Source organism: Sphingobacterium lactis (assembly GCF_011046555.1).
Classification (GTDB): domain Bacteria; phylum Bacteroidota; class Bacteroidia; order Sphingobacteriales; family Sphingobacteriaceae; genus Sphingobacterium; species Sphingobacterium lactis.
In genome coordinates this window covers 1,361,885-1,380,400 of record NZ_CP049246.1, presented here as the reverse complement: position 1 = coordinate 1,380,400, position 18,516 = coordinate 1,361,885, and the positions used below count along the sequence as shown (strand labels likewise).

General features: G+C 45.0%; 19 protein-coding genes. 8 read left to right on the top strand and 11 right to left on the bottom strand.

Annotated features, from left to right (window positions below):
- Positions 1 to 16: 16 nt before the first annotated feature.
- Positions 17 to 574 carry a hypothetical protein gene (locus tag G6N79_RS06075; RefSeq protein WP_103906779.1) on the bottom strand — a complete coding sequence of 186 codons (558 nt, stop codon included), beginning with the start codon at positions 572 to 574 and terminating at the stop codon, positions 17 to 19.
- A gap of 65 nt (positions 575 to 639) precedes the next feature.
- On the opposite strand from G6N79_RS06075, the gene G6N79_RS06070 reads away from it, so the two are divergent.
- From G6N79_RS06070 to G6N79_RS06050, 5 genes are all read left to right on the top strand, one after another.
- Positions 640 to 963, top strand: coding sequence for a hypothetical protein (locus G6N79_RS06070; protein WP_103906778.1), 324 nt, complete (start codon positions 640 to 642; stop codon positions 961 to 963).
- A gap of 26 nt (positions 964 to 989) precedes the next feature.
- On the top strand, positions 990 to 1,904 hold the full coding sequence (locus G6N79_RS06065; RefSeq protein WP_103906777.1) for a lysylphosphatidylglycerol synthase transmembrane domain-containing protein: 915 nt from the start codon (positions 990 to 992) through the stop codon (positions 1,902 to 1,904).
- Entirely contained in the window at positions 1,904 to 2,614 is a 711-nt protein-coding gene (locus tag G6N79_RS06060; protein ID WP_103906776.1) for an SDR family NAD(P)-dependent oxidoreductase, read from the top strand. Before G6N79_RS06065 ends, G6N79_RS06060 begins: the two co-directional genes overlap by 1 nt.
- 271 nt (positions 2,615 to 2,885) lie before the next feature.
- Positions 2,886 to 5,891: a SusC/RagA family TonB-linked outer membrane protein gene (locus G6N79_RS06055; RefSeq protein WP_103906775.1), complete on the top strand. Its 3,006-nt coding sequence runs from the start codon at positions 2,886 to 2,888 to the stop codon at positions 5,889 to 5,891.
- Positions 5,892 to 5,906: 15 nt separating this feature from the next.
- On the top strand, positions 5,907 to 7,292 hold the full coding sequence (locus tag G6N79_RS06050) for a RagB/SusD family nutrient uptake outer membrane protein (protein WP_103906774.1): 1,386 nt from the start codon (positions 5,907 to 5,909) through the stop codon (positions 7,290 to 7,292).
- 223 nt (positions 7,293 to 7,515) lie between these two features.
- Here the strand turns inward: G6N79_RS06050 and G6N79_RS06045 are convergent, their stop codons facing one another.
- Genes G6N79_RS06045 through G6N79_RS06030 form a run of 4 tightly spaced genes read right to left on the bottom strand, consistent with a single transcriptional unit; the run spans position 7,516 to position 10,201 of the window.
- Positions 7,516 to 8,883 (bottom strand): alpha/beta hydrolase family protein, encoded by a 1,368-nt coding sequence (locus G6N79_RS06045; protein ID WP_160003757.1) that lies wholly within the window; start codon positions 8,881 to 8,883, stop codon positions 7,516 to 7,518.
- Positions 8,884 to 8,887: 4 nt separating this feature from the next.
- Positions 8,888 to 9,484 carry a hypothetical protein gene (locus G6N79_RS06040; RefSeq protein ID WP_103906772.1) on the bottom strand — a complete coding sequence of 199 codons (597 nt, stop codon included), beginning with the start codon at positions 9,482 to 9,484 and terminating at the stop codon, positions 8,888 to 8,890.
- Complete coding sequence (locus G6N79_RS06035; protein ID WP_103906771.1) at positions 9,471 to 9,938, bottom strand: hypothetical protein; 468 nt, start codon at positions 9,936 to 9,938, stop codon at positions 9,471 to 9,473. Before G6N79_RS06035 ends, G6N79_RS06040 begins: the two co-directional genes overlap by 14 nt.
- Before the next feature lie 2 nt (positions 9,939 to 9,940).
- Positions 9,941 to 10,201, bottom strand: a complete 261-nt coding sequence (locus tag G6N79_RS06030; protein ID WP_103906770.1) for a DUF2089 family protein — start codon at positions 10,199 to 10,201, stop codon at positions 9,941 to 9,943.
- Between the two features lie 136 nt (positions 10,202 to 10,337).
- On the opposite strand from G6N79_RS06030, the gene G6N79_RS06025 reads away from it, so the two are divergent.
- Entirely contained in the window at positions 10,338 to 11,084 is a 747-nt protein-coding gene (locus tag G6N79_RS06025; protein ID WP_103906769.1) for a lysophospholipid acyltransferase family protein, read from the top strand.
- A 3-nt stretch (positions 11,085 to 11,087) separates the two neighbouring features.
- Here the strand turns inward: G6N79_RS06025 and G6N79_RS06020 are convergent, their stop codons facing one another.
- Entirely contained in the window at positions 11,088 to 12,188 is a 1,101-nt protein-coding gene (locus G6N79_RS06020) for a glycosyltransferase family 2 protein (protein WP_103906768.1), read from the bottom strand.
- A 16-nt stretch (positions 12,189 to 12,204) separates the two neighbouring features.
- Positions 12,205 to 13,197, bottom strand: coding sequence for a lysylphosphatidylglycerol synthase domain-containing protein (locus G6N79_RS06015; protein WP_241241726.1), 993 nt, complete (start codon positions 13,195 to 13,197; stop codon positions 12,205 to 12,207).
- A gap of 69 nt (positions 13,198 to 13,266) precedes the next feature.
- On the opposite strand from G6N79_RS06015, the gene ruvC reads away from it, so the two are divergent.
- Positions 13,267 to 13,830, top strand: a complete 564-nt coding sequence (ruvC, locus tag G6N79_RS06010) for a crossover junction endodeoxyribonuclease RuvC (protein ID WP_103906766.1) — start codon at positions 13,267 to 13,269, stop codon at positions 13,828 to 13,830.
- On the opposite strand, the gene G6N79_RS06005 is transcribed toward ruvC, so the two are convergent.
- Positions 13,827 to 14,870 carry a hypothetical protein gene (locus tag G6N79_RS06005; RefSeq protein ID WP_103906765.1) on the bottom strand — a complete coding sequence of 348 codons (1,044 nt, stop codon included), beginning with the start codon at positions 14,868 to 14,870 and terminating at the stop codon, positions 13,827 to 13,829. The genes ruvC and G6N79_RS06005 overlap by 4 nt on opposite strands.
- Before the next feature lie 378 nt (positions 14,871 to 15,248).
- Between G6N79_RS06005 and G6N79_RS06000 the strand changes: the two genes are divergently transcribed.
- On the top strand, positions 15,249 to 15,719 hold the full coding sequence (locus tag G6N79_RS06000; RefSeq protein ID WP_103906764.1) for an Lrp/AsnC ligand binding domain-containing protein: 471 nt from the start codon (positions 15,249 to 15,251) through the stop codon (positions 15,717 to 15,719).
- Between the two features lie 130 nt (positions 15,720 to 15,849).
- Here G6N79_RS06000 and G6N79_RS05995 read toward each other — a convergent pair whose 3' ends face one another.
- The 3 genes from G6N79_RS05995 to argB are packed head-to-tail and all read right to left on the bottom strand — an operon-like array spanning position 15,850 to position 18,514.
- Positions 15,850 to 16,920, bottom strand: a complete 1,071-nt coding sequence (locus G6N79_RS05995; protein ID WP_103906763.1) for a M20 family metallo-hydrolase — start codon at positions 16,918 to 16,920, stop codon at positions 15,850 to 15,852.
- Positions 16,913 to 17,713, bottom strand: a complete 801-nt coding sequence (gene proC / locus G6N79_RS05990; protein WP_103906762.1) for a pyrroline-5-carboxylate reductase — start codon at positions 17,711 to 17,713, stop codon at positions 16,913 to 16,915. Before proC ends, G6N79_RS05995 begins: the two co-directional genes overlap by 8 nt.
- A 12-nt stretch (positions 17,714 to 17,725) precedes the next feature.
- Complete coding sequence (gene argB / locus G6N79_RS05985; protein WP_103906761.1) at positions 17,726 to 18,514, bottom strand: acetylglutamate kinase; 789 nt, start codon at positions 18,512 to 18,514, stop codon at positions 17,726 to 17,728.
- Positions 18,515 to 18,516: the final 2 nt, after the last annotated feature.

The following is an 18,516-nucleotide window of genomic DNA, read 5'->3' as shown; positions in this document are numbered from 1 at the left end:
GTTTTTTATAGGTTTCTTATTCAGCAGCTCTTGAGAACTTCAACACCAAGTTTCCTGTTCCTTCGTTCAATGCTACCGGCAGACGCATCTCTAGGCTGTTCTCATCAGCATAGGAAAGATCCAAACGGAAACCACTGTTCACATTGGATGCTTTGTCACCAGCGTAGATCTTCTTGAATTGGAAGGAAGGCTGTCCACCGTTCTTCGGATCATGGATAGACCATACGATGTTACGAACAGTTCCAGCCGCACATAGCTGTCCATCAGCATTGAAGGTAATGCTTCCGCGGTTTGCACCACCTGGAAGATCCCAAAGTGAACCGATGAAACAATCTACCGGCGCTTCTTCGAACATATTCTTCACAGTGTAGCTGCTCGGGATATTTTCACGGGTAACCGAGTTCAATATCCATTTGCCCTTAACACCGGAGCGCCATTGCGAAGCGGATGGTCCCTGACCTGAAACAGATCCTGAATCGGATCCACCTGTAGCACCTTTGCGCGGTGCACCACAACTACCTAATACTAACAACGCTGTTAATAAAGATAAAAACGAAATAATACGTTTGTGCATATTGTAAAGTTTAAAATAGTTTATTAAAATGTATCTTCGTAAGCAATAATGCTAAGCAAATTTAGATGAACAACACTTCCAAAAACCATACCATAAGCAAAACTGTCGCCAAGGCAATCCTACGATTGATCTTGATTGTCTTTATTGCCGGCATCGTTTTTTCCTTTAGCAAAGATGCTAAATTACTGGAAAACATTTCCCTATACTTCCCACATAAATGGGCTATTTTTGCGCCGATTTCCCTATTCTTGATATTTATAATCTTAATGTTCATGATGTTAAAGGAAAAATATCAACGCATTGATTACAATTGGCTCTTTGTCTTAGCCGGAGCTTTCTTACTTTTGTACCTCCTTTTGTTGTATAGCAGGATATACCCCATGTTGTAACAAAAAGAATTTACGATCATTTTTAAATGGACAAATCAAAACTTTGGGCAATCGCAAAAAATGTACTGAAGGTAGTCATTACCTTAGGTGCCATTTATTGGGTGTCCACAAAAATATCCTTGGTTGAACTCAAAGAGGCGCTCCAAACCAGTAACCCTCTATTTTTGACCCTGGCTTTACTGACCTATTTTTTCTCCCAGATGATCGCCTCCTCCCGACTGAACTCTTTCTTTAAGGCCATCGGGTTGCAACTCACGGAACGTTACAATTTCAGGCTGTACCAATTGGGACTACTGTACAACTTTTTCCTGCCGGGCGGCATTGGTGGTGATGGATACAAGATATTTTTCCTGAAGAAGAACTTCCAGATCTCCAGACGGCAGGTGTTGGGGGCGGTATTCTTTGACCGGTTGAGTGGACTTTGGGCCCTCTGTATCATTATCGGCGCATTGGTCATCTTTATGCCCCGACTGGCCATACCAAATGCCGTAACCATCGCCGTACTTGTCGTGGGTACGCTAAGTTATCTCTATGTCCTGCGCTTATTCTTCAAGCCTTTTCTAAAGAGTTTCTTGGCAACACACTTCAAAGCACTCTGCGTGCAGGGGTTACAGACGCTGACCGCGATTTTCATCCTCTACGCCATGCATTTTGACGGCAAATTCTCCCCTTTTCTGTTGATCTTCATGGTCTCTTCCCTAGTGGCCATTGTACCATCCATTGGGGGAGCTATCGGACTCCGGGAATCGGTTATCTTCAGTTTGGCGACCTACCTCAAACTGGATCCCCACATTGCAGTAACAATCAGTTTAATTTTTTATATCATCTCTCTTTTGGTTGCTTCAAGCGGTATCTATTACATCTTTAGACCGCAGCGACTGGGCGCTGACAAGCTCCCTTCCGCGAAAGAAGTCGAAGAAGAAATTGAAGACGAAGAATAATGGCAAATATTATCATCACCGGAGCAAGCAGTGGAATAGGATTTGAAGCAGTTTTGGACCTGACGGCAAACAAGGAACATACCGTGATTGCCCTGGCTCGATCGGCAGATAAGCTCCGTAAATTGCACGAAATAGCATCCTCCCTCAACCACGATGGCGGAACCCTTTATCCGGCACAGTTTGATATCGTCCGTGACGACTATCCAAATTCATTGATCCCATTCATCAAATCGAAATTCGACAAAGTGGATATCCTGATCAACAACGCCGGCGCACTGATCAACAAACCATTTCTGGAAACCTCCATTGAGGAAATCGCCGTCATGTTGCAATCGAATTACCTGGGCCATGTCCAGATGATCCAGCACATCGCTCCTTTGATGGAAGCAGGCAGCCACATCGTCAACATCAGCAGCATGGGCGGATTTCAGGGTTCTTCCAAGTTTCCTGGTCTTGCCGCCTATTCGGCCAGCAAAGGCGCCTTGGGTATTCTGACCGAGTGCTTGGCGGAGGAATTCAAGGACAGGGGCATCAAAGTGAATTGCCTAGCATTAGGCTCATCCCAAACAGAAATGTTCGAAGCGGCATTTCCAGGATTGCAAGCAGGAACATTAGCGTTCGAAATGGGGCGTTATGTAGCCGAATTTGCCCAAAATGGACAAAAATATTTCAACGGGAAAATATTGCCCGTATCCAATACTACGCCCTAACCCACACCAAAAGGTCGTTAAGAGAAACGCAGAACACCCTGTAGTCCAAATTGGAAAACAGGGTGTTCTTGCTTTTATAGTATCATTTTCTGCTAAATCAACCTCACTACTGAACAGCCCAACTGCATTGCTAAACCCCTAAGCCAAAAACTATTGCAAAAAATCATTTGCAATGATTTATTAATTTTCGATATATTTATTTTTAGAATACTTTAGCCTACTACCTATAGTAGCCTATTGAAAAACAAATACTAACCAAACAACTTAATTTATGAAAAACAAACTGGCATTTTTCATTTTGTTTTGCGTATGCCCTATTTTGGCGTTTGCGCAGAACAGGACCATTACCGGTACAGTTACGGATGCCGCCACCAACACCCCGATTGCTGGCGTAACCATTCGAGCTGTCGGAAGTAATTCTGCCGCACAGACAGACGGCAACGGTCGTTACGAAATTGGAGTAAACAGCAACATCAAAGCTTTATTCTTTACATTCGTGGGATATACCTCCCAACAGATTACCATTTCCAACTCCATCAATATTGACGTTGCCCTCAATCCATCAGCCGCGGATCTTGAGGAAGTACTGGTTGTTGGATACGGTACACAATCCAAAAAGGACCTGACAGGTTCCGTTGCCAGCGTGAAGATGGCCGACCTGCAGGACGTCCCGCTGCAGACGGCAGAAAGCGCACTTCAAGGTCGCGCCTCGGGGGTTTTTATCAACTCCTCTTCCGGGAAACTGGGACAGGCTTTGCAGATCCGTGTCCGTGGAACGTCATCCATTTCCGCAGGGTCGCAACCCTTGTTCGTCATCGATGGCGTGCCGGTACCAACATCAGCCATGGGTACATACGATGAACCGGACAACCCTTTAGCGGCGATCAACCCGAATGATATCGAATCCATGGAAGTTTTGAAGGATGCAGCATCCGCAGCAATTTATGGCGCGCGCGCCTCAAATGGTGTCGTGCTCATTACCACGAAAAAAGGGAAAGCTGGCAAAACCAATATCGACGTCAGTTACCAGGCGGGATTTCACGACGCCACCAAGAAGGGAGATTTCCTGAATGCTGAACAATACCGGCAATTATTGACCGTGGCAGCAGAAAATGTAGGCCTCGTGGGTGAGAACGGCGATTATGGCAGCATGGCCGAATTCTGGGAAGATTGGACAGGCACAACGGACTGGGATGCCAATCACGACAGTGATTGGGTTAACGCAGGCTTGCGGAGAGGAAATATCCAACAAGTCAATGCAACGGTAAGCGGCGGCGACGCCAAAACCCGTTTTATTGCTTCGGGTGCCTACAGTGACAACAACGGTATTATCGTGGGTAATAGATTTGTCCGCACCTCTGGCCGCTTGGGTGTGGATAATTCGGCAACGAGCTGGTTGGATGTCGGTGGATCCGTAAATATCAATAAAATAGACAACTACCGTGTCAGCAGTGACAATGCCTTTTCGAATCCGCTGCAACTGAATGCCTTGCCGCCAATCCAACCAATCCGTGGAGAAGATGGATTATTGAACCGCAACACGGTGTACTACAATAACCTGATCGATCTGGAAGATGGAAACAACCTTTCCAATACTTACAGAACTTTTGGTACCGTTTATGCGAGTGCACGCATTACACCTGATCTCATATTCCGTTCAGAATATGGCTTGGATTTTCAAAACCTGGAAGAAGAGTTGTATTTAGGCACAAGAACATTGGATGGCGGTGATGTCGGTGGATACGGCTTCAATTACCAGGCTCGTTCCATCAACTTCAATACGAACAATACCTTGACGTACACCAAATCATTCAATGAACGCCATAATTTATCCCTTATGGGCGGCATGTCCTATCAGCAGGGGCAGTTTCGATACACCTCCGCGGAGGGTAATGGATTTCCATCGGATAAGTTCCAGAAGATCACCAGCGCAGCCATTAAATCGAATGCCAGTTCATCGGCTTCGGAATTTTCATTCCTTTCCTATCTGGCCCGTGCAAATTACAAATTCAAGGAAAAATATATCCTGGATGGTTCCATTCGTGTGGATGGTTCCTCACGCTTCGGTGTAAAGAATCAATATGGTGTATTCCCAGCAGCCGGTTTTGGTTGGGTGATCTCGGAAGAGAACTTCCTGAAAGAAAACAGCACCTTGAACTTCCTGAAATTCCGCGCCAGCTATGGTCGGACCGGTAATGCGGAGATCGGAAACTACCGTTGGAGATCCCTTTACAGTGGGGCAAACTATGCGGGCATTCCCGGCACGGTACCTTTCCAAATCGGAGACGAGGAACTGACGTGGGAAAATACATCCGCGAGCAACTTTGGATTTGATTTCGGACTTTTCTCAGACCGCCTTTCCGGTACCATTGAAGCCTATTTCAAGAATACAAGAGACCTGCTCCTGAACGTGCCTATAGAATCTACAAACGGTTATAGCACCATCTTCCGCAACATTGGCGCAATGAACAATAAAGGGGTGGAATTTTCCCTGAACAGCAAGAATTTCGTGGGTGACTTTAAATGGAGCACATCATTCAACATCTCGTTCAACAAGAACAAGGTGACAAAACTGAACGATGGACAACCGATCTATCCGGGCGGCCGCTATCTGGGTCGGGTTGAAGAAGGTCAACCTTTCGGCGTATTCTATGGTGTTGCCTATGCGGGTGTGGATCCGGAAAACGGCGATGCTTTATATTATGTTGATGAGTCAAAAACAGAAACGACCAACGATTACTCCGCTGCAGCAACCCAGATCTTGGGCAGCCCACATGCCAAATTCTTCGGCGGTTTGGGAAATACACTTTCCTACAAAAGTTTCTCACTGGATATACAGACACAGTTTGTTTATGGCAATAAATTATACAATGCCGCTGGTGGTTTTCAAGCCGCAAACGGTGATTATTTCGACAACCAAACCGTGGACCAAATGAATTATTGGACGGAGGACAACCGAAACACCGATATCCCGCAACCGCGTTTCTTGGATTCGAATGGAACAAACCCTTCTTCCCGTTACCTTCAGGATGGCTCCTATTTTCGGGTAAAGAATGTGGTTTTGAGCTATAGTTTGCCAAGGTCCTTAACCACACGGTATGGCATGGAGCGGACTCGTGTGTATGTATCCGCGATGAACCTCCTGACCTTTACGAAATACGATGGTTATGATCCGGAGATCAACACCACATTTGCCGGTGGCTATCAGTTGGGTAACGACTTCTATACTTCACCACAGCCGAGAACTATTTCCTTTGGTATCAGTGTCGGATTTTAATTAAAGCCTATTATCATGAAAACGAAAAATATAATTACTTATTCCCTAATCGCTTTTGCTCTGACGGTGTCGTCCTGCGGCAAGAAGCTGGATATCCAACCGGTGGACAATATTGGCACGGACGAAGCCTTGGAAACGGAAACCGATGTGAATAATGCAGTAGTCGGCGCTTATACCATTATGGCTGGCGGCGCGCTGTACGGCACCAACCTAGTCATGGTGCCCGACTTGTATGCCAATCCAGGTTACCTGCAATGGACCGGCTCTTTCTCTACCTTTCGGGAAATCAGCAGGCAGACCCTGCTATCAACTAATGCGGATGTTGCGCGAACATGGACACAAGCCTACCGCGCCATCAATGCAGCAAACACGGTGATTGAAGCACTGGACGTAGTCGGTGATGAAAACCTGAAAAATGAAATCCATGGCAAAGCCCTCTTTGTACGTGGCATTATGTACTTTGAACTCACCCGTCTCTTTGGCCTTCCCTACGAAGCCAATGGAGCTAACAGCACGCCGGCAGTGCCCATTGTCCTGAAAGCGGTAAAGAAATTCCCTGATATTACCACAGGTGCGAAGCGTAGCACGGTTGCTGAAGTGTACACCCAAGCGGAAAATGACTTATTGAAATCCTTGGAGCTTTTGGAAAATGTCGAAACAAACGACCTCTATGCCACGATGGGTATGTTGGTCAGATTATACCTGCAACAGGGAAAATATGACAAAGCCAGAGATTACGCCAATGAAATCATTGGCAGTGAAAATTTTGCGTTGGCAAGTGATGTTGAAGCTCCATTCCGTGTAAAGAATTCTTCGGAAGGGGTTTTTGAGATTCGCCAGAATGAGCAGAGCAATGCCGGAACATCAAATGACGGTTTGGCTACCTTCTATTCTTCCTATACAAACAACACCGGTGGATATGTGGGTCGTGGAGATATCAATATCGTTGACAGCTATTACGAAAGCTTTGACCCGAAAGATAAACGGAAGACGGAACTTATCTACGAAGGGAACGGTGTAAAATCCTCCGGCTGGTTCACGCAAAAATGGTCCGGCTATTTCGATAATATTCCAATCGTACGCTTAAGTGAATTGATCCTAACCCGGGCAGAATGTAATTTCCGGCTGAACACAGCGGTCGGTGCTACCCCATTGGATGACATCAACGCCATTCGGAAACGTGCCGGCGTGGATGTGCTTTCGACCTTGACATTGGATCTCATCTTAGCGGAAAGAGATACAGAATTGGCATTCGAGGGATACCGCCTACACGACTTGAAGCGCACCAAGCGAAATGTTGGAAACTTAAGTTACAATTCGGAGAAACTTGTCTATCCAATTCCGTATGCGGAACGGTCCGTGAACCCACTTTTGGAACAGAACCCGGGTTATTTACAATAAATTAGTATCTTTCGGCATAATTTGCCTCGAGGCAATTATCATATAAACAACAAGCATGATCCGTCCTGGTCCAACAGGGCGGATTTTTTTTGCCGTACCACATTGTTCTGCCAAGCACGAGCAAGAACTAAAAAAGGGAATACGATTATCGTACTCCCCTATTGTGTGCTCTATCGATTCAGAGAAAAGCCTTCCTCTTCTCCTCACCCCATGTTTCTTTGATTTATTTCAGGCCTTTGATCCAATTGGCCACATCCTCCATCAATTCCGGACTGATGGTCTCCTCAATTTCTGCATATTCAGCAACCGCCCCGGTATTTGCGTGTTGGTTCATGTGGTTCAGGTCTGGATAGATCTTGATTTCACTCTTTGTCCCCTTTGGCAGGTTATCTGTCATGCTTTCCATATTCGGTACGGCGATCACCTGTATATCTTTACCCCCAAATGAAGCAAAGACCGGCACCTTAATTTTCTTGATGAACTGTACGGGATCGATTTTGAGGAAGTGGCGGTACCAAGGTGTGACCAGCACGCCGATTTCATCGGCAAAGGCAACATTCTGACTTCCTTCTATCACTTTCATATTGGACATGATCGCTTGGAATGCTTTTTCAGTGGTCAGGTCACTCTTGGCAATTTCATAATTCCGGAGTACCTTTTCCTTCATCGCTGGGGTTAGCGTCCTCCCCATGGAGCGCTCCACAGCTTCCGCCTGCATGATCATCAAGGAATCAATGCGAATGGCGGGTCCATTCAGGGAAACGATAAAATCCAATCCAGCGACATGCTGTCCAGCCAAGATCAAGGAAATCAGTCCACCTTCACTATGGCCGACAATGCCTACTTTATTCGGGTCCACTTTCGCCTGCTTGCGCAGGAACTGAAGTCCCGCAAGGGCATCCTTTCCGAAATCGCCAGTTGTGGCGGTTTGGTACTTGCCAGTAGATTGGGCAATGCCGCGGTCGTCATAACGCAGCACGATGATGCCCTGTTTGGTCAGGTAATCCGCCAGCACTTTAAAGGGTTCATGCCCCAATGCAGTGGAATTGCGATCCTGCGGACCGGATCCGGTCACCAGCACCACGGCAGGGTATCGTCCTTTCTCTTTAGGAGACGTCATTGTGCCGGCAAGCGTGACCTTATCGATGGTATTTTCGAAGTTTACATTCAGGGTATCATAGCTATAAGGTGGTTTGACCCGTTGTGATCGTTTGAAGGTGCCGGCAGCTTCCGCCTGTGCAGCGCTCAAGCGTGTCAACACCATGGGTGCTTTCAGGGTCCGCTGTTGGAAAGTCCCTTCAATTGCATTTCTATCCTGGTTTAATTTGCCTTTATACGAAAGTCCGGCCTGTTTAAGCTCAACAAAAATAGAATCGCCACGATTCTCGATTCGGCTCAAAGGGATTTTCGCATTGGATTGCATCGGACTCTGCATAGTACCTTCCCATACTCCATTGTACTTAAACTCAAAAATAAGGGGAAGTTCCATTGCGGATACCACCAGACTACCTTTCCAACTGCCTTCGAAAGACTGCGCAACAGTCATCCTACAGGAGCACAAAACCAATAAAAGGATAAAATAATTTTTCATTCGCTTATAAATAAACATGTATGATACGTAAAAGCAGGTCAACCATAAAAACCAACAACACGATGACCAACCCATGGTACCACTTCTTACTGTTGATGGCAATTTTCATACCCTGAATCAAATAATAGAAAAATACGACCAGAAAGAAAATCCCCAGCAATCCTGTGATGGACATCATTGCCAGCGAAAATGCGCCCAGTTTCTCTACCTCCAGATCGCCATTCTTCACCATATCGACAACCTGACCGGAAATCTCCGCCATGTAAGGGTTCAACGTAACTACGAGGCTCAGGAATAGGAAAATATGACTGAACAATATGGCGACCAGCACATCAATCCATCGGGTCTTATTGTACACAATGCGCCCATAGACATAGAGAACAACAGTCAGCGCAATGATATTCACGAAGTTATTGTAAAGGATTTTCCACCACGCCTTTGGCTTTGACTCAGCGAAATGCAATAGTGCATCCTGGTTGACATCCCATAACCAGCTCAGCAGCACGTGCAGAATGAATCCCAACACGCCCCAGAGCAATAGCCGTTGGGTGGTGGTATGTTCAAAGGGATACCATATTTTCGGGGTCCTATTCGAATTCATCAGTGTAAGGCTTATAGTCTTGAATTATTTTCTTTAACTCCTCAGGATGCTGGGTTCCGATCATCAGTTGGCTACCATCTTTCATGACCAATTGCAAACCATCCTTACCCTTGGCATTGTACGCTTTTCCCTGCCGACCGACACGATATCCCCACCCACCGAAATCACTGATATCATAGGTGCGGAGGTAGGCATGTGCAATGCTATCCCATGAAATCTGTCTTTCCCAAACAAAGGGCAAAAACCGGACATAAATACCTTTCTCATCGTATCTTGTGTGTAGCTGCATGGCCGCTAACAATATAATGACCAATACCGTAATCCATAAAGATGGCTCCCGAATCAACCTTTCCAAGTCCGTTCCGTAAAGATAAAGCTGATAGCCCATGATTACCAACAATAAAGCCAGCATCCACCAGGTCATCATGTTTTGTTTTTCCTTAAATACGCGCATGGTTATAAACTTTTTATCTTTTCAATCAATTCATCCAATTTGTTCCGAACAGTGGGGTAACTTTTCCCCATTTTATTGGCCATCTCCTTCAAACTTCCTGAGTCCAGAAGGAATTGCATAATGAAATCCTGCTCATCAGGTTCCAATTTCAAAAACAAGGGAAGACCAAACTTACCCGATACTTCCGTTTGGCAGTGATCACAATATAATTTCACCACGGTCATATCGTGGTTACATGCAGGACAATGCAAGGGAAATTTCATATTTTTAGGTATTAAACTAAATAAAGTTAAAAATAGATTTAACATTATTCAAATTTATTTACATAAAATTTTGGATTAAAAACAAAAAAGGCAGAACATCTGCCAAATCCTTATATTTGCACAATTTTGTATCGCCATGAGAAAATTACTGGGATTTATCCTTACGCCTATATTCTACATCTGTTTTGCAGTAGCACTTTTGTTATTCCACCCCATTCAATGGTTGTGCTTAAAATTAGGTGGTTACAGTGCGCATAAAAGAAGTGTGGATATGCTGAACGGTATATTGGTTGCCTGCAACTATATCCTTTTCAATCGTACGCATTTTATAGACAACAAGAACATCCCAACTGGGCGACCGATCGTTTTCGTAGCGAATCACCAGAGCACCTACGATATTCCGCCGTTGATTTATTTTATGCGCAGGTTCCACGGGAAATTCATTTCGAAAATCGAATTGATGACGGCCGGTATCCCGAGTATTTCCTTTAACCTGAAGCATGGGGGTGCAGCCAATATTGACCGCAAAGATCCCAAGCAATCCATTGCGGAGATTTTGACCCTGGCCAATAACATGAAGAAAAACAATTGGTCGGCGTTTATATTTCCGGAAGGAACACGCACAAAAACAGGGAAGATGAAGAATTTCTCCATTGGCGGCATCGCTACTTTATTGAAGAAAAATCCGGATGCCTTGGTTGTTCCCATTGCCATCAATGGTTCCTATAAAATGGTTCAATGGGGAGCTTTTCCTCTTCGTCCATTTACGTCCATGAGCTGGGAGGTACTGGACCCTATAGATACTACGGGCCTGAATGTGGAAGAAATCGTGAAAAAAGCAGAGGATATGATCCGACTGAAGGTAAAGGAAGAAAACCTATAGTTCCTATTTGACCGTTCTCCCCTTCCAATCGTACTTGCCGATATTGCCGACAATCCCGATATAAACAAGGTAGAGGGAATGGATTACCGTAAGCAGTGGTAAGTTCCACAACAGGGATTTTCTGTCCACAAAGCTGACGATTGGGTAAAGAAAGGCCAACTCCACAAGCATCTTCATCAAAAGCGATTCGATGACCAACGTCCTTGCCTCGGTAAAACCCAAGAGCAGCAACACGACACTGACCAATAGCGACAGGTTGAACAGCCAGATACAAACACCCAGAACAACAACCTTCTTATCCTTATACTTGGTACTTTTGGAAGCCCACCTTTTCCTTTGGTTCAGGAAGGCCTTTAAATTTTCCTTGGCATCGGTATAGACTACCGCGTCCTTGGATTTACAGAATCCGATCTTATCGGCATACTTCTCGGCAACTTTGTGCAGCAGAAGCTCATCATCGCCTGAAGCCAACTGATCAATCCCATTGAATCCACCCATTTCAAAGAATAAATCCTTCCGATAGGCTAGATTGGCGCCATTACAGGTGGTTGGGTTACCATTACCAATCCCGGCCGCACCCAAACCGATCAGGTACAGGAATTCCAAGGTTTGCAACCTTTCAAAATATGATTTTTCCTCATCATAACACACTGGCGAGGAAACCATGACCTTCTGTTGGGATTGCATATACTGCACTACATTCATTAACCACCTCGGCCCCATCCTACAATCTGCATCTGTAGTAACAATAATTTCACCTGTTGAAGCATGAATTGCCTTATTGATGGCAAACTTCTTATAAGAGTTCAATTTGTTGCCTTCATTCAGGGTAATCAGATGGACCCCGCGGTCAGCATAGCCTTTTACGACGTTACCAGTTTCATCCGTGGAATGATCATCAACGACAATCACTTCCAAAAGCTCCCGTGGGAACTCCTGCCCTACGATGCAGTCCAGGGTCCGACCAATGTTGGCTTCCTCATTTCTGGCAGCAATAATAACCGTGACCTTAGCCAAGGGATAACTCGGATTCGGTTGAAAATACGGCAGACGCATCCACCCATTTCGCATATACAGCACCAGGACCACATAGATTATGGTCATCACCAACAAAAAAAGACTAAGATTTACTATCACTGATGTAATTCACGTTAAATACAAAAAAGGCCCCAATAATAGCCGGGAATATCAGATTGACAAACCAAACTAAGGACACAATGGCCATAACCGCAATTTCCTGGGTTGTAATGTAAGCATAAAGATTGCTTGCCACAAAACTACGGACACTAAAATCAAAAATATCCAAGGAAGGCACTGCCGATTGGATGAAAAACATAATAAAGATCATCAGCACCATGGAAACAAGCGGCAACTCCGGCAAGATGACCAACATCAGGATAATGTATTGGGAGGTAAAAATGGCGAACCTACAAGCTGACAGCCAAAGGACATAGGCCAGTTCCTTTACGGTGAAATCCTCCAGTACGGCAAAAAAAGGCTTGATCTTCCGTAGAAATTTAATCCTGCCGACCAAGTAATCCACCCAGGACACATTGAAGTAAAGTACCAGAAAAGCCAAAGCATAGATAATGGCCAGCAACCAGATACCAAAATCGACCGAAGTCGGTGTATCGATAAATTTTGTCACAAACCAAGCGATACTCAAAGCGCCGAACACACTGGTCAGCACCAATTGGGCAAATAGCCCAACCCCCATAGCGACAGCACCCGATGCCCTATTCTCCGGCTTTAATAACATGACGCGACCGCCATATTCACCGATCCGGTTCGGCGTAAAAATCGCCCAGGTAAGCCCACAAAAAACCGATTTAACAGCGGTCCACAATCCCAATTTCTCAATCCGACGGCTTAAAAAGCGCCATTTAACCACCTCCAGGAACCAATTGAGAAACATCATCAGCACAACCACCACCAATACCGTCCGAATGGTGAACGGATCGATCTGGCCCACCAAGTGCTGAAATTCCCGCAGGTTCTTCTGATTGTTGACCTTATCCACCACGAACCACATCGCCAAGGCGACGATGCCGATTTTGATCAAGAGATTGAGATATTTTCGTTGTGTCTTTGTCAATGGATTTTTAGAAAGCACAATTTTAACAATTTTTTAATAAATAACGGATTTTCAAATCCAGTCTTTAGAAAATCGTATACTTGCACTATGCAAAAAGAACCAGCTAAGGAGCGGATTATTTTAGGGATTGACCCAGGTACGGTGGTGCTGGGGTATGGTGTTTTGAAGGAAGTCAACAAGAAAATAACCTTACTTACTTTGGGCGTAGTCAAGATGGGCCATTTGGATGACCACGGACTTAAATTGCAACGTATATTCAAGAAAGTCAACGCTTTAATCACGGAATACAAACCGGATGCCGTTGCTTTGGAGGCACCGTTTTATGGGAAGAACATCCAAGTTATGCTGAAGTTGGGGCGAGCACAAGGGGTGGCGATGGCTGCAGCGCTGAACTACGATATTCCTATCTTCGAATATGCGCCAAGGAAAATAAAACAATCGGTCACAGGAAGTGGTAACGCCAGTAAGGAACAGGTGGCGGCCATGCTGCAAAACCTGTTGAACTTTAAAGAAACTCCTGAATTCCTGGATGCGACCGATGGGTTGGCCGTAGCCGTCTGTCATGCCTTCCAGCAGAATCTGAGTCCTTCCGGCAAATCCTATTCCGGATGGGAGGCCTTTGTTAAGGACAACCAGAAGCGAATCCGTTAAAGCTGCACCTGACGGATCACATTCTTTACATTCAGCTCGATGATATCCGTCATGGAATGGCACTTAAAATAATGTTCATTATCGTAATACTTCGCATATCCCGCTTTTAAGCGTTCTATGTTCTCAGGGGTGGACAGCATCTGGGTCTTTGAGGCATCCCGTAAATCCTTTATCCGGTGTCGTTCGCTCCGAACACGATGCACAATGGACGACCGTTCCTCTTGTTGATACTGCAATACCGTCTTTTCGTTTAGGTGCTCCATGGAAAGCTTGACAAATGGCAAGTTCTCCTTGAAGAATTGCGGCAGGTACACCTTAATATTACCCTCGTAAAATTGCTGATCGAAATCGATGGCTCGGATCCGGAACTGGAAATCGTCAAAGTCCGGGGTAATCTGCATCACAAAGTTATACGCACGCATGTCTCCCAGCATGGAAATCACGCAGCGCTCATTGAACTTGACGAACTCCTTGGCAATCCGCGTTTGGTTATAATCCGGATTGGTAATCCGACCCTTGGCAAAAACATCACCAGGAATACCGACGATATGTTCTTCAACAAGCGTATCCCGATCATAGAGGTAGTTCACCTGATTGGGAGACACGATCTCTTCCAACTCCAAACCATAGATACGTGATGCATCTGCCTGTTTGATATAGAAATAATCATAGACGTCGTTCAACCGGTTGACAATTTTTATCCGAAATGGATGGGTATTGCCGAAGGCACAGAATTCTATTTTCTCAATGACCTTATGTTCCACAATCCGGGTGTTACCGGATGCCTTTAATTGCGCATAGACAATCTTCAATTGGTCGTACAGGGTATCCTGTACATGCGGGGGATAGAGTGGGATTTCCCAGAGGGTATCATTTCCGAATTTATCCAATGATGGAATGGTTTCCTGGAAACTCAACAGGTCACGGTAGGCCAAAGGAAGCTTGCCGTCACGTTGGTAAGCCTTCAGGTACTTGACCAGTCCTGGGCCAACGGGAAAAATGGGTTTCTTTCGGGAAATCTTTACATCATCTTCTTGCATCACGGGATATTTTTGAATTAAAACTAAAGTACAAAAAACTATCAGGAAAACTCCAATGTAAATTTTACAAAAAAAATACCTTAATTTTATCAATCAAATATTAAAATAACAAGAAATGTTGTTATTTTTGAAAATTCAGAAAATCAGAAGACAGCGGTAGGATTGGTTTTAAATAGGAAGAAGCCCCCCGGGCGAGGGACTTCTACGCTAACCAATTATAAACCTATGTTATTTTGAGGGAAGGGACATAAAAACTTTAAGTTTTATGCCTTTTTGTTATACAAATTTAAATTTTTCTGCATTTATTTAGAAAATATTTTAAATTTTTTAGATAATTTTAAAAAAAGCATTAATAACACTTATATAAATACCATTTTTATGGAAAAAAACTACACAAATTACGATTTAGACAAGCTTGACGTTCAAATTTTATCCATTTTAATGGAAGATGCATCGATTCCATATACAGAAATAGCAAAAAAACTTATTGTTTCTGGCGGAACTATTCATGTTCGCATGAAAAAAATGGAAGAAATGGGAATAATTCGCGGCTCAAACCTAATAATCAACCCACAGAAGATTGGATTTGACATTACAGCGTTCCTTGGAATCTATTTGGAGAAGGGTTCGCAGTATGCAGATGCTGTAGAACAGTTGAAACAGGTGAAGGAAGTTGTGGAATTGCACTATTGCACGGGTCAGTACAGTATGTTCGCTAAAATTATCTGTAAGGACACTTCTCATTTAAGAAAAGTATTGAACGAGGATATCCAAGGACTGAAAGGAATCCAACGTACCGAAACCATTATCTCACTGGAAGAAAGCATTAAAAGACAGATTACCTTATAAGAATCTGAATTTTCAGGGAATTTGAGCATAACTTATGCATAAACATCCTTTCTGGAACGAAAAAAGCAGCTAAAAAGCTGCTTTTTGTGTTTTTTTATATTTTTTTCTACTCAAATGGTTTGAATTGGCATTAAATTTTAAAATGATCCCCCAAAAGGTCGATATAAAACCGCACTCCTTCATGAAGTTCCTCCAAATGGATAAATTCATCTGCAGTATGGGATCGTGCGGAATCCCCTGGCCCTACTTTGATGGACGGGATGGGCAATAATGCCTGGTCGCTCATGGTCGGACTGCCATACATGGACTTTCCGAGCGCAATTCCTGATTGGACGATGGGATGATCGACAGCTATGGAAGATGGATTCAACCGGGTAGAACGCGCTACAACATGCGAACTAACATGTTCCTTGATCATATCCAGCACTTCCAAATTGGAATACACATCCGTTGTCCGCACATCGACCACAAATTTGCAACTTGCCGGAACAACGTTGTGCTGAGAACCGGCTTCGATCATGGTGACACTCATTTTTACAGGCCCCAGGAATTCGGACTGCCGTGGGAAGGCAAAGGTGCGGAACCACTGGATATCTTCCATGGCCTTATATATCGCATTATCCCCCTCTTCGCGAGCTGCATGCCCCGAAACACCTATGGCTTCACAATCCAAGACCATCAATCCCTTTTCCGCAACAGCGAGATTCAACAAGGTCGGTTCACCAACGATGGCGAAAGAACAGGGACGCAGTTCTGGAAAAGCGGCTTCGACACCACCCTTACCGGAAACCTCCTCCTCCGCCGAAGCTAACAGGCACAGGTTAAAATCCAGGTCTTCTCGGTTGTAATAATACCGGAATGTTGCAATTAGCGAAACCAGACACCCACCCGCATCATTACTTCCCAAGCCGAATAGCTTACCATCGTTTTGGATAGGATCAAATGGGTCCTTGGTATATCCCGGATTGGGTTTTACCGTGTCGTGATGGGAATTCAACAGTATGGTTGGCTTACCTTCATCAAAAAAATGATTGTAGGCAATGATGTTGTTGCCTACGCGCTGTGTGGGTATTCCATCTTGCTGAAGGAAGTTGGCGATGGCATCCGCCGTCCGCTCCTCTTCCCGACTGAACGATGGAATTCGAATCAATTGGGAAAGGAGCCCAATGCTCTCTTCGGCAAGCTGGTCGATATTAGTCATTGTACAGGCCTCCGGCTTTCTTGGCGGATAGTTTAATGCCCTTGATAAAGGCCGAACTGAATCCGTTGTGCTCCATTTCATTGAGACCGGCAATGGTGCAGCCTTTAGGTGATGTCACTTTATCGATTTCGCTTTCCGGATGGCTTTCCATCTGCAGCAACAGATCTGCTGCGCCCTTCGCCGTCTGGATGGCCATCTTTAGGGCATCATGGGCATGGAAACCAATTTCGACACCACCCTGCGATGCCGCACGGATACTGCGTAGAAAAAACGCAATGCCACAGGCACACAAGGCCGTAGCTGATGTCATCAGGTCCTCATTGATAACCACGACAGCACCTACGGATTCGAAGATAATGGATACTTCCTTCACCTTTTCTTCTGGTGCATCGTCCGTAGCGATACAGGTCATGGACTGTCCGATGGCAATGGCCGTATTGGGCATCGCCCGAACCACCACCTTGTCAGCGCCAAGGACCGTTTTGATATCTTGGCAAGATACACCGGAAACAACGGAAATTACGGTCTGCGATGGCTTCAGCACAGGTGCCAACTCGTCCATAACCTTCCTGATTTGTTGTGGCAGAATCGCTAATACAACAAAATCGGCGCCTTCAATCGCATCAGGGTTTGAGTCACTGATGCGAAAGCCGAGCTCCTTTTCTTCCGCTAGGGAAGACAGGTTGCGGCGCGTGATCGTAATTTCATTTGCTTGGCAATAGTTGGACTTCAATAATCCCTTTGCTAGGGAAAGGCCAATATTGCCACCTCCGATAATGGTTATCTTGTTCATATATTTCTTGATTTAGGCAATCAGACAGGTTCCAAACTTACGCTGCTGGAACAGGTGCAGATTGTTAGCATGACCAATATACACATTACTGACGCCTTTTGAAATAGCGTCGAATGCGTTGAACAATTTTGGGATCATGCCATCATGGATCGTCTTGCTATCCCGAAGGCGCTCAAATTCCGACGATCGGATCGTTTCTATCACCGATTGGTCATCATTGACATCCAATAAAACACCGTTTTTATCGAAACAATAGATGAGGGAGACCTCATATAGTTTAGACAGAGCAACGGCCAAGGAGGAAGCTATAGTATCGGCGTTGGTATTCAGCAATTGTCCGTTACCGTTGTGGGTAATTGCTGAAAAAACCGGAATGAACTCCGCTTCCAAAAGTTTTTTGATGGCCAATGGATCTATGGAGTCTGCCAGGATATCCCCTACGAAACCGTAATCAATTTCCTTGACAGGGCGTCTCACCGCCTTGATCACATTCGCATCCGCGCCACAGAGACCAATGGCATTGCAATTGTTCTTCTGCAAAGCCGCAACAATGTTCTTGTTGGTCAGTCCGGCATAGACCATGGTGACCACATCCAACATAGCGGCGTCCGTGATCCGACGACCCTCCACCATCTTGGCCTCGATCCCCATATCCGATGCGATCCGGGTAGCGATCTTACCGCCACCATGGACCAATATCTTGCGCCCTGGCAGCGCAGAAAATTTCTCCAGGAATACTTCAAGTTGGTCGGGGTTATCAATTACATTCCCACCAATCTTAATAATATTTAATACAGACATCT

What these genes read in the sequence shown, in the direction of transcription:
- G6N79_RS06075 (WP_103906779.1), bottom strand. Translation starts at nt 574, where the DNA reads ATGCACAAACGTATTATTTCGTTTTTATCTTTATTAACAGCGTTGTTA.
- G6N79_RS06070 (WP_103906778.1), top strand. Translation starts at nt 640, where the DNA reads ATGAACAACACTTCCAAAAACCATACCATAAGCAAAACTGTCGCCAAG.
- G6N79_RS06065 (WP_103906777.1), top strand. Translation starts at nt 990, where the DNA reads ATGGACAAATCAAAACTTTGGGCAATCGCAAAAAATGTACTGAAGGTA.
- G6N79_RS06060 (WP_103906776.1), top strand. Translation starts at nt 1,904, where the DNA reads ATGGCAAATATTATCATCACCGGAGCAAGCAGTGGAATAGGATTTGAA.
- G6N79_RS06055 (WP_103906775.1), top strand. Translation starts at nt 2,886, where the DNA reads ATGAAAAACAAACTGGCATTTTTCATTTTGTTTTGCGTATGCCCTATT.
- G6N79_RS06050 (WP_103906774.1), top strand. Translation starts at nt 5,907, where the DNA reads ATGAAAACGAAAAATATAATTACTTATTCCCTAATCGCTTTTGCTCTG.
- G6N79_RS06045 (WP_160003757.1), bottom strand. Translation starts at nt 8,883, where the DNA reads ATGAAAAATTATTTTATCCTTTTATTGGTTTTGTGCTCCTGTAGGATG.
- G6N79_RS06040 (WP_103906772.1), bottom strand. Translation starts at nt 9,484, where the DNA reads ATGAATTCGAATAGGACCCCGAAAATATGGTATCCCTTTGAACATACC.
- G6N79_RS06035 (WP_103906771.1), bottom strand. Translation starts at nt 9,938, where the DNA reads ATGCGCGTATTTAAGGAAAAACAAAACATGATGACCTGGTGGATGCTG.
- G6N79_RS06030 (WP_103906770.1), bottom strand. Translation starts at nt 10,201, where the DNA reads ATGAAATTTCCCTTGCATTGTCCTGCATGTAACCACGATATGACCGTG.
- G6N79_RS06025 (WP_103906769.1), top strand. Translation starts at nt 10,338, where the DNA reads ATGAGAAAATTACTGGGATTTATCCTTACGCCTATATTCTACATCTGT.
- G6N79_RS06020 (WP_103906768.1), bottom strand. Translation starts at nt 12,188, where the DNA reads ATGACCATAATCTATGTGGTCCTGGTGCTGTATATGCGAAATGGGTGG.
- ruvC (WP_103906766.1), top strand. Translation starts at nt 13,267, where the DNA reads ATGCAAAAAGAACCAGCTAAGGAGCGGATTATTTTAGGGATTGACCCA.
- G6N79_RS06005 (WP_103906765.1), bottom strand. Translation starts at nt 14,870, where the DNA reads ATGCAAGAAGATGATGTAAAGATTTCCCGAAAGAAACCCATTTTTCCC.
- G6N79_RS06000 (WP_103906764.1), top strand. Translation starts at nt 15,249, where the DNA reads ATGGAAAAAAACTACACAAATTACGATTTAGACAAGCTTGACGTTCAA.
- G6N79_RS05995 (WP_103906763.1), bottom strand. Translation starts at nt 16,920, where the DNA reads ATGACTAATATCGACCAGCTTGCCGAAGAGAGCATTGGGCTCCTTTCC.
- proC (WP_103906762.1), bottom strand. Translation starts at nt 17,713, where the DNA reads ATGAACAAGATAACCATTATCGGAGGTGGCAATATTGGCCTTTCCCTA.
- argB (WP_103906761.1), bottom strand. Translation starts at nt 18,514, where the DNA reads ATGTCTGTATTAAATATTATTAAGATTGGTGGGAATGTAATTGATAAC.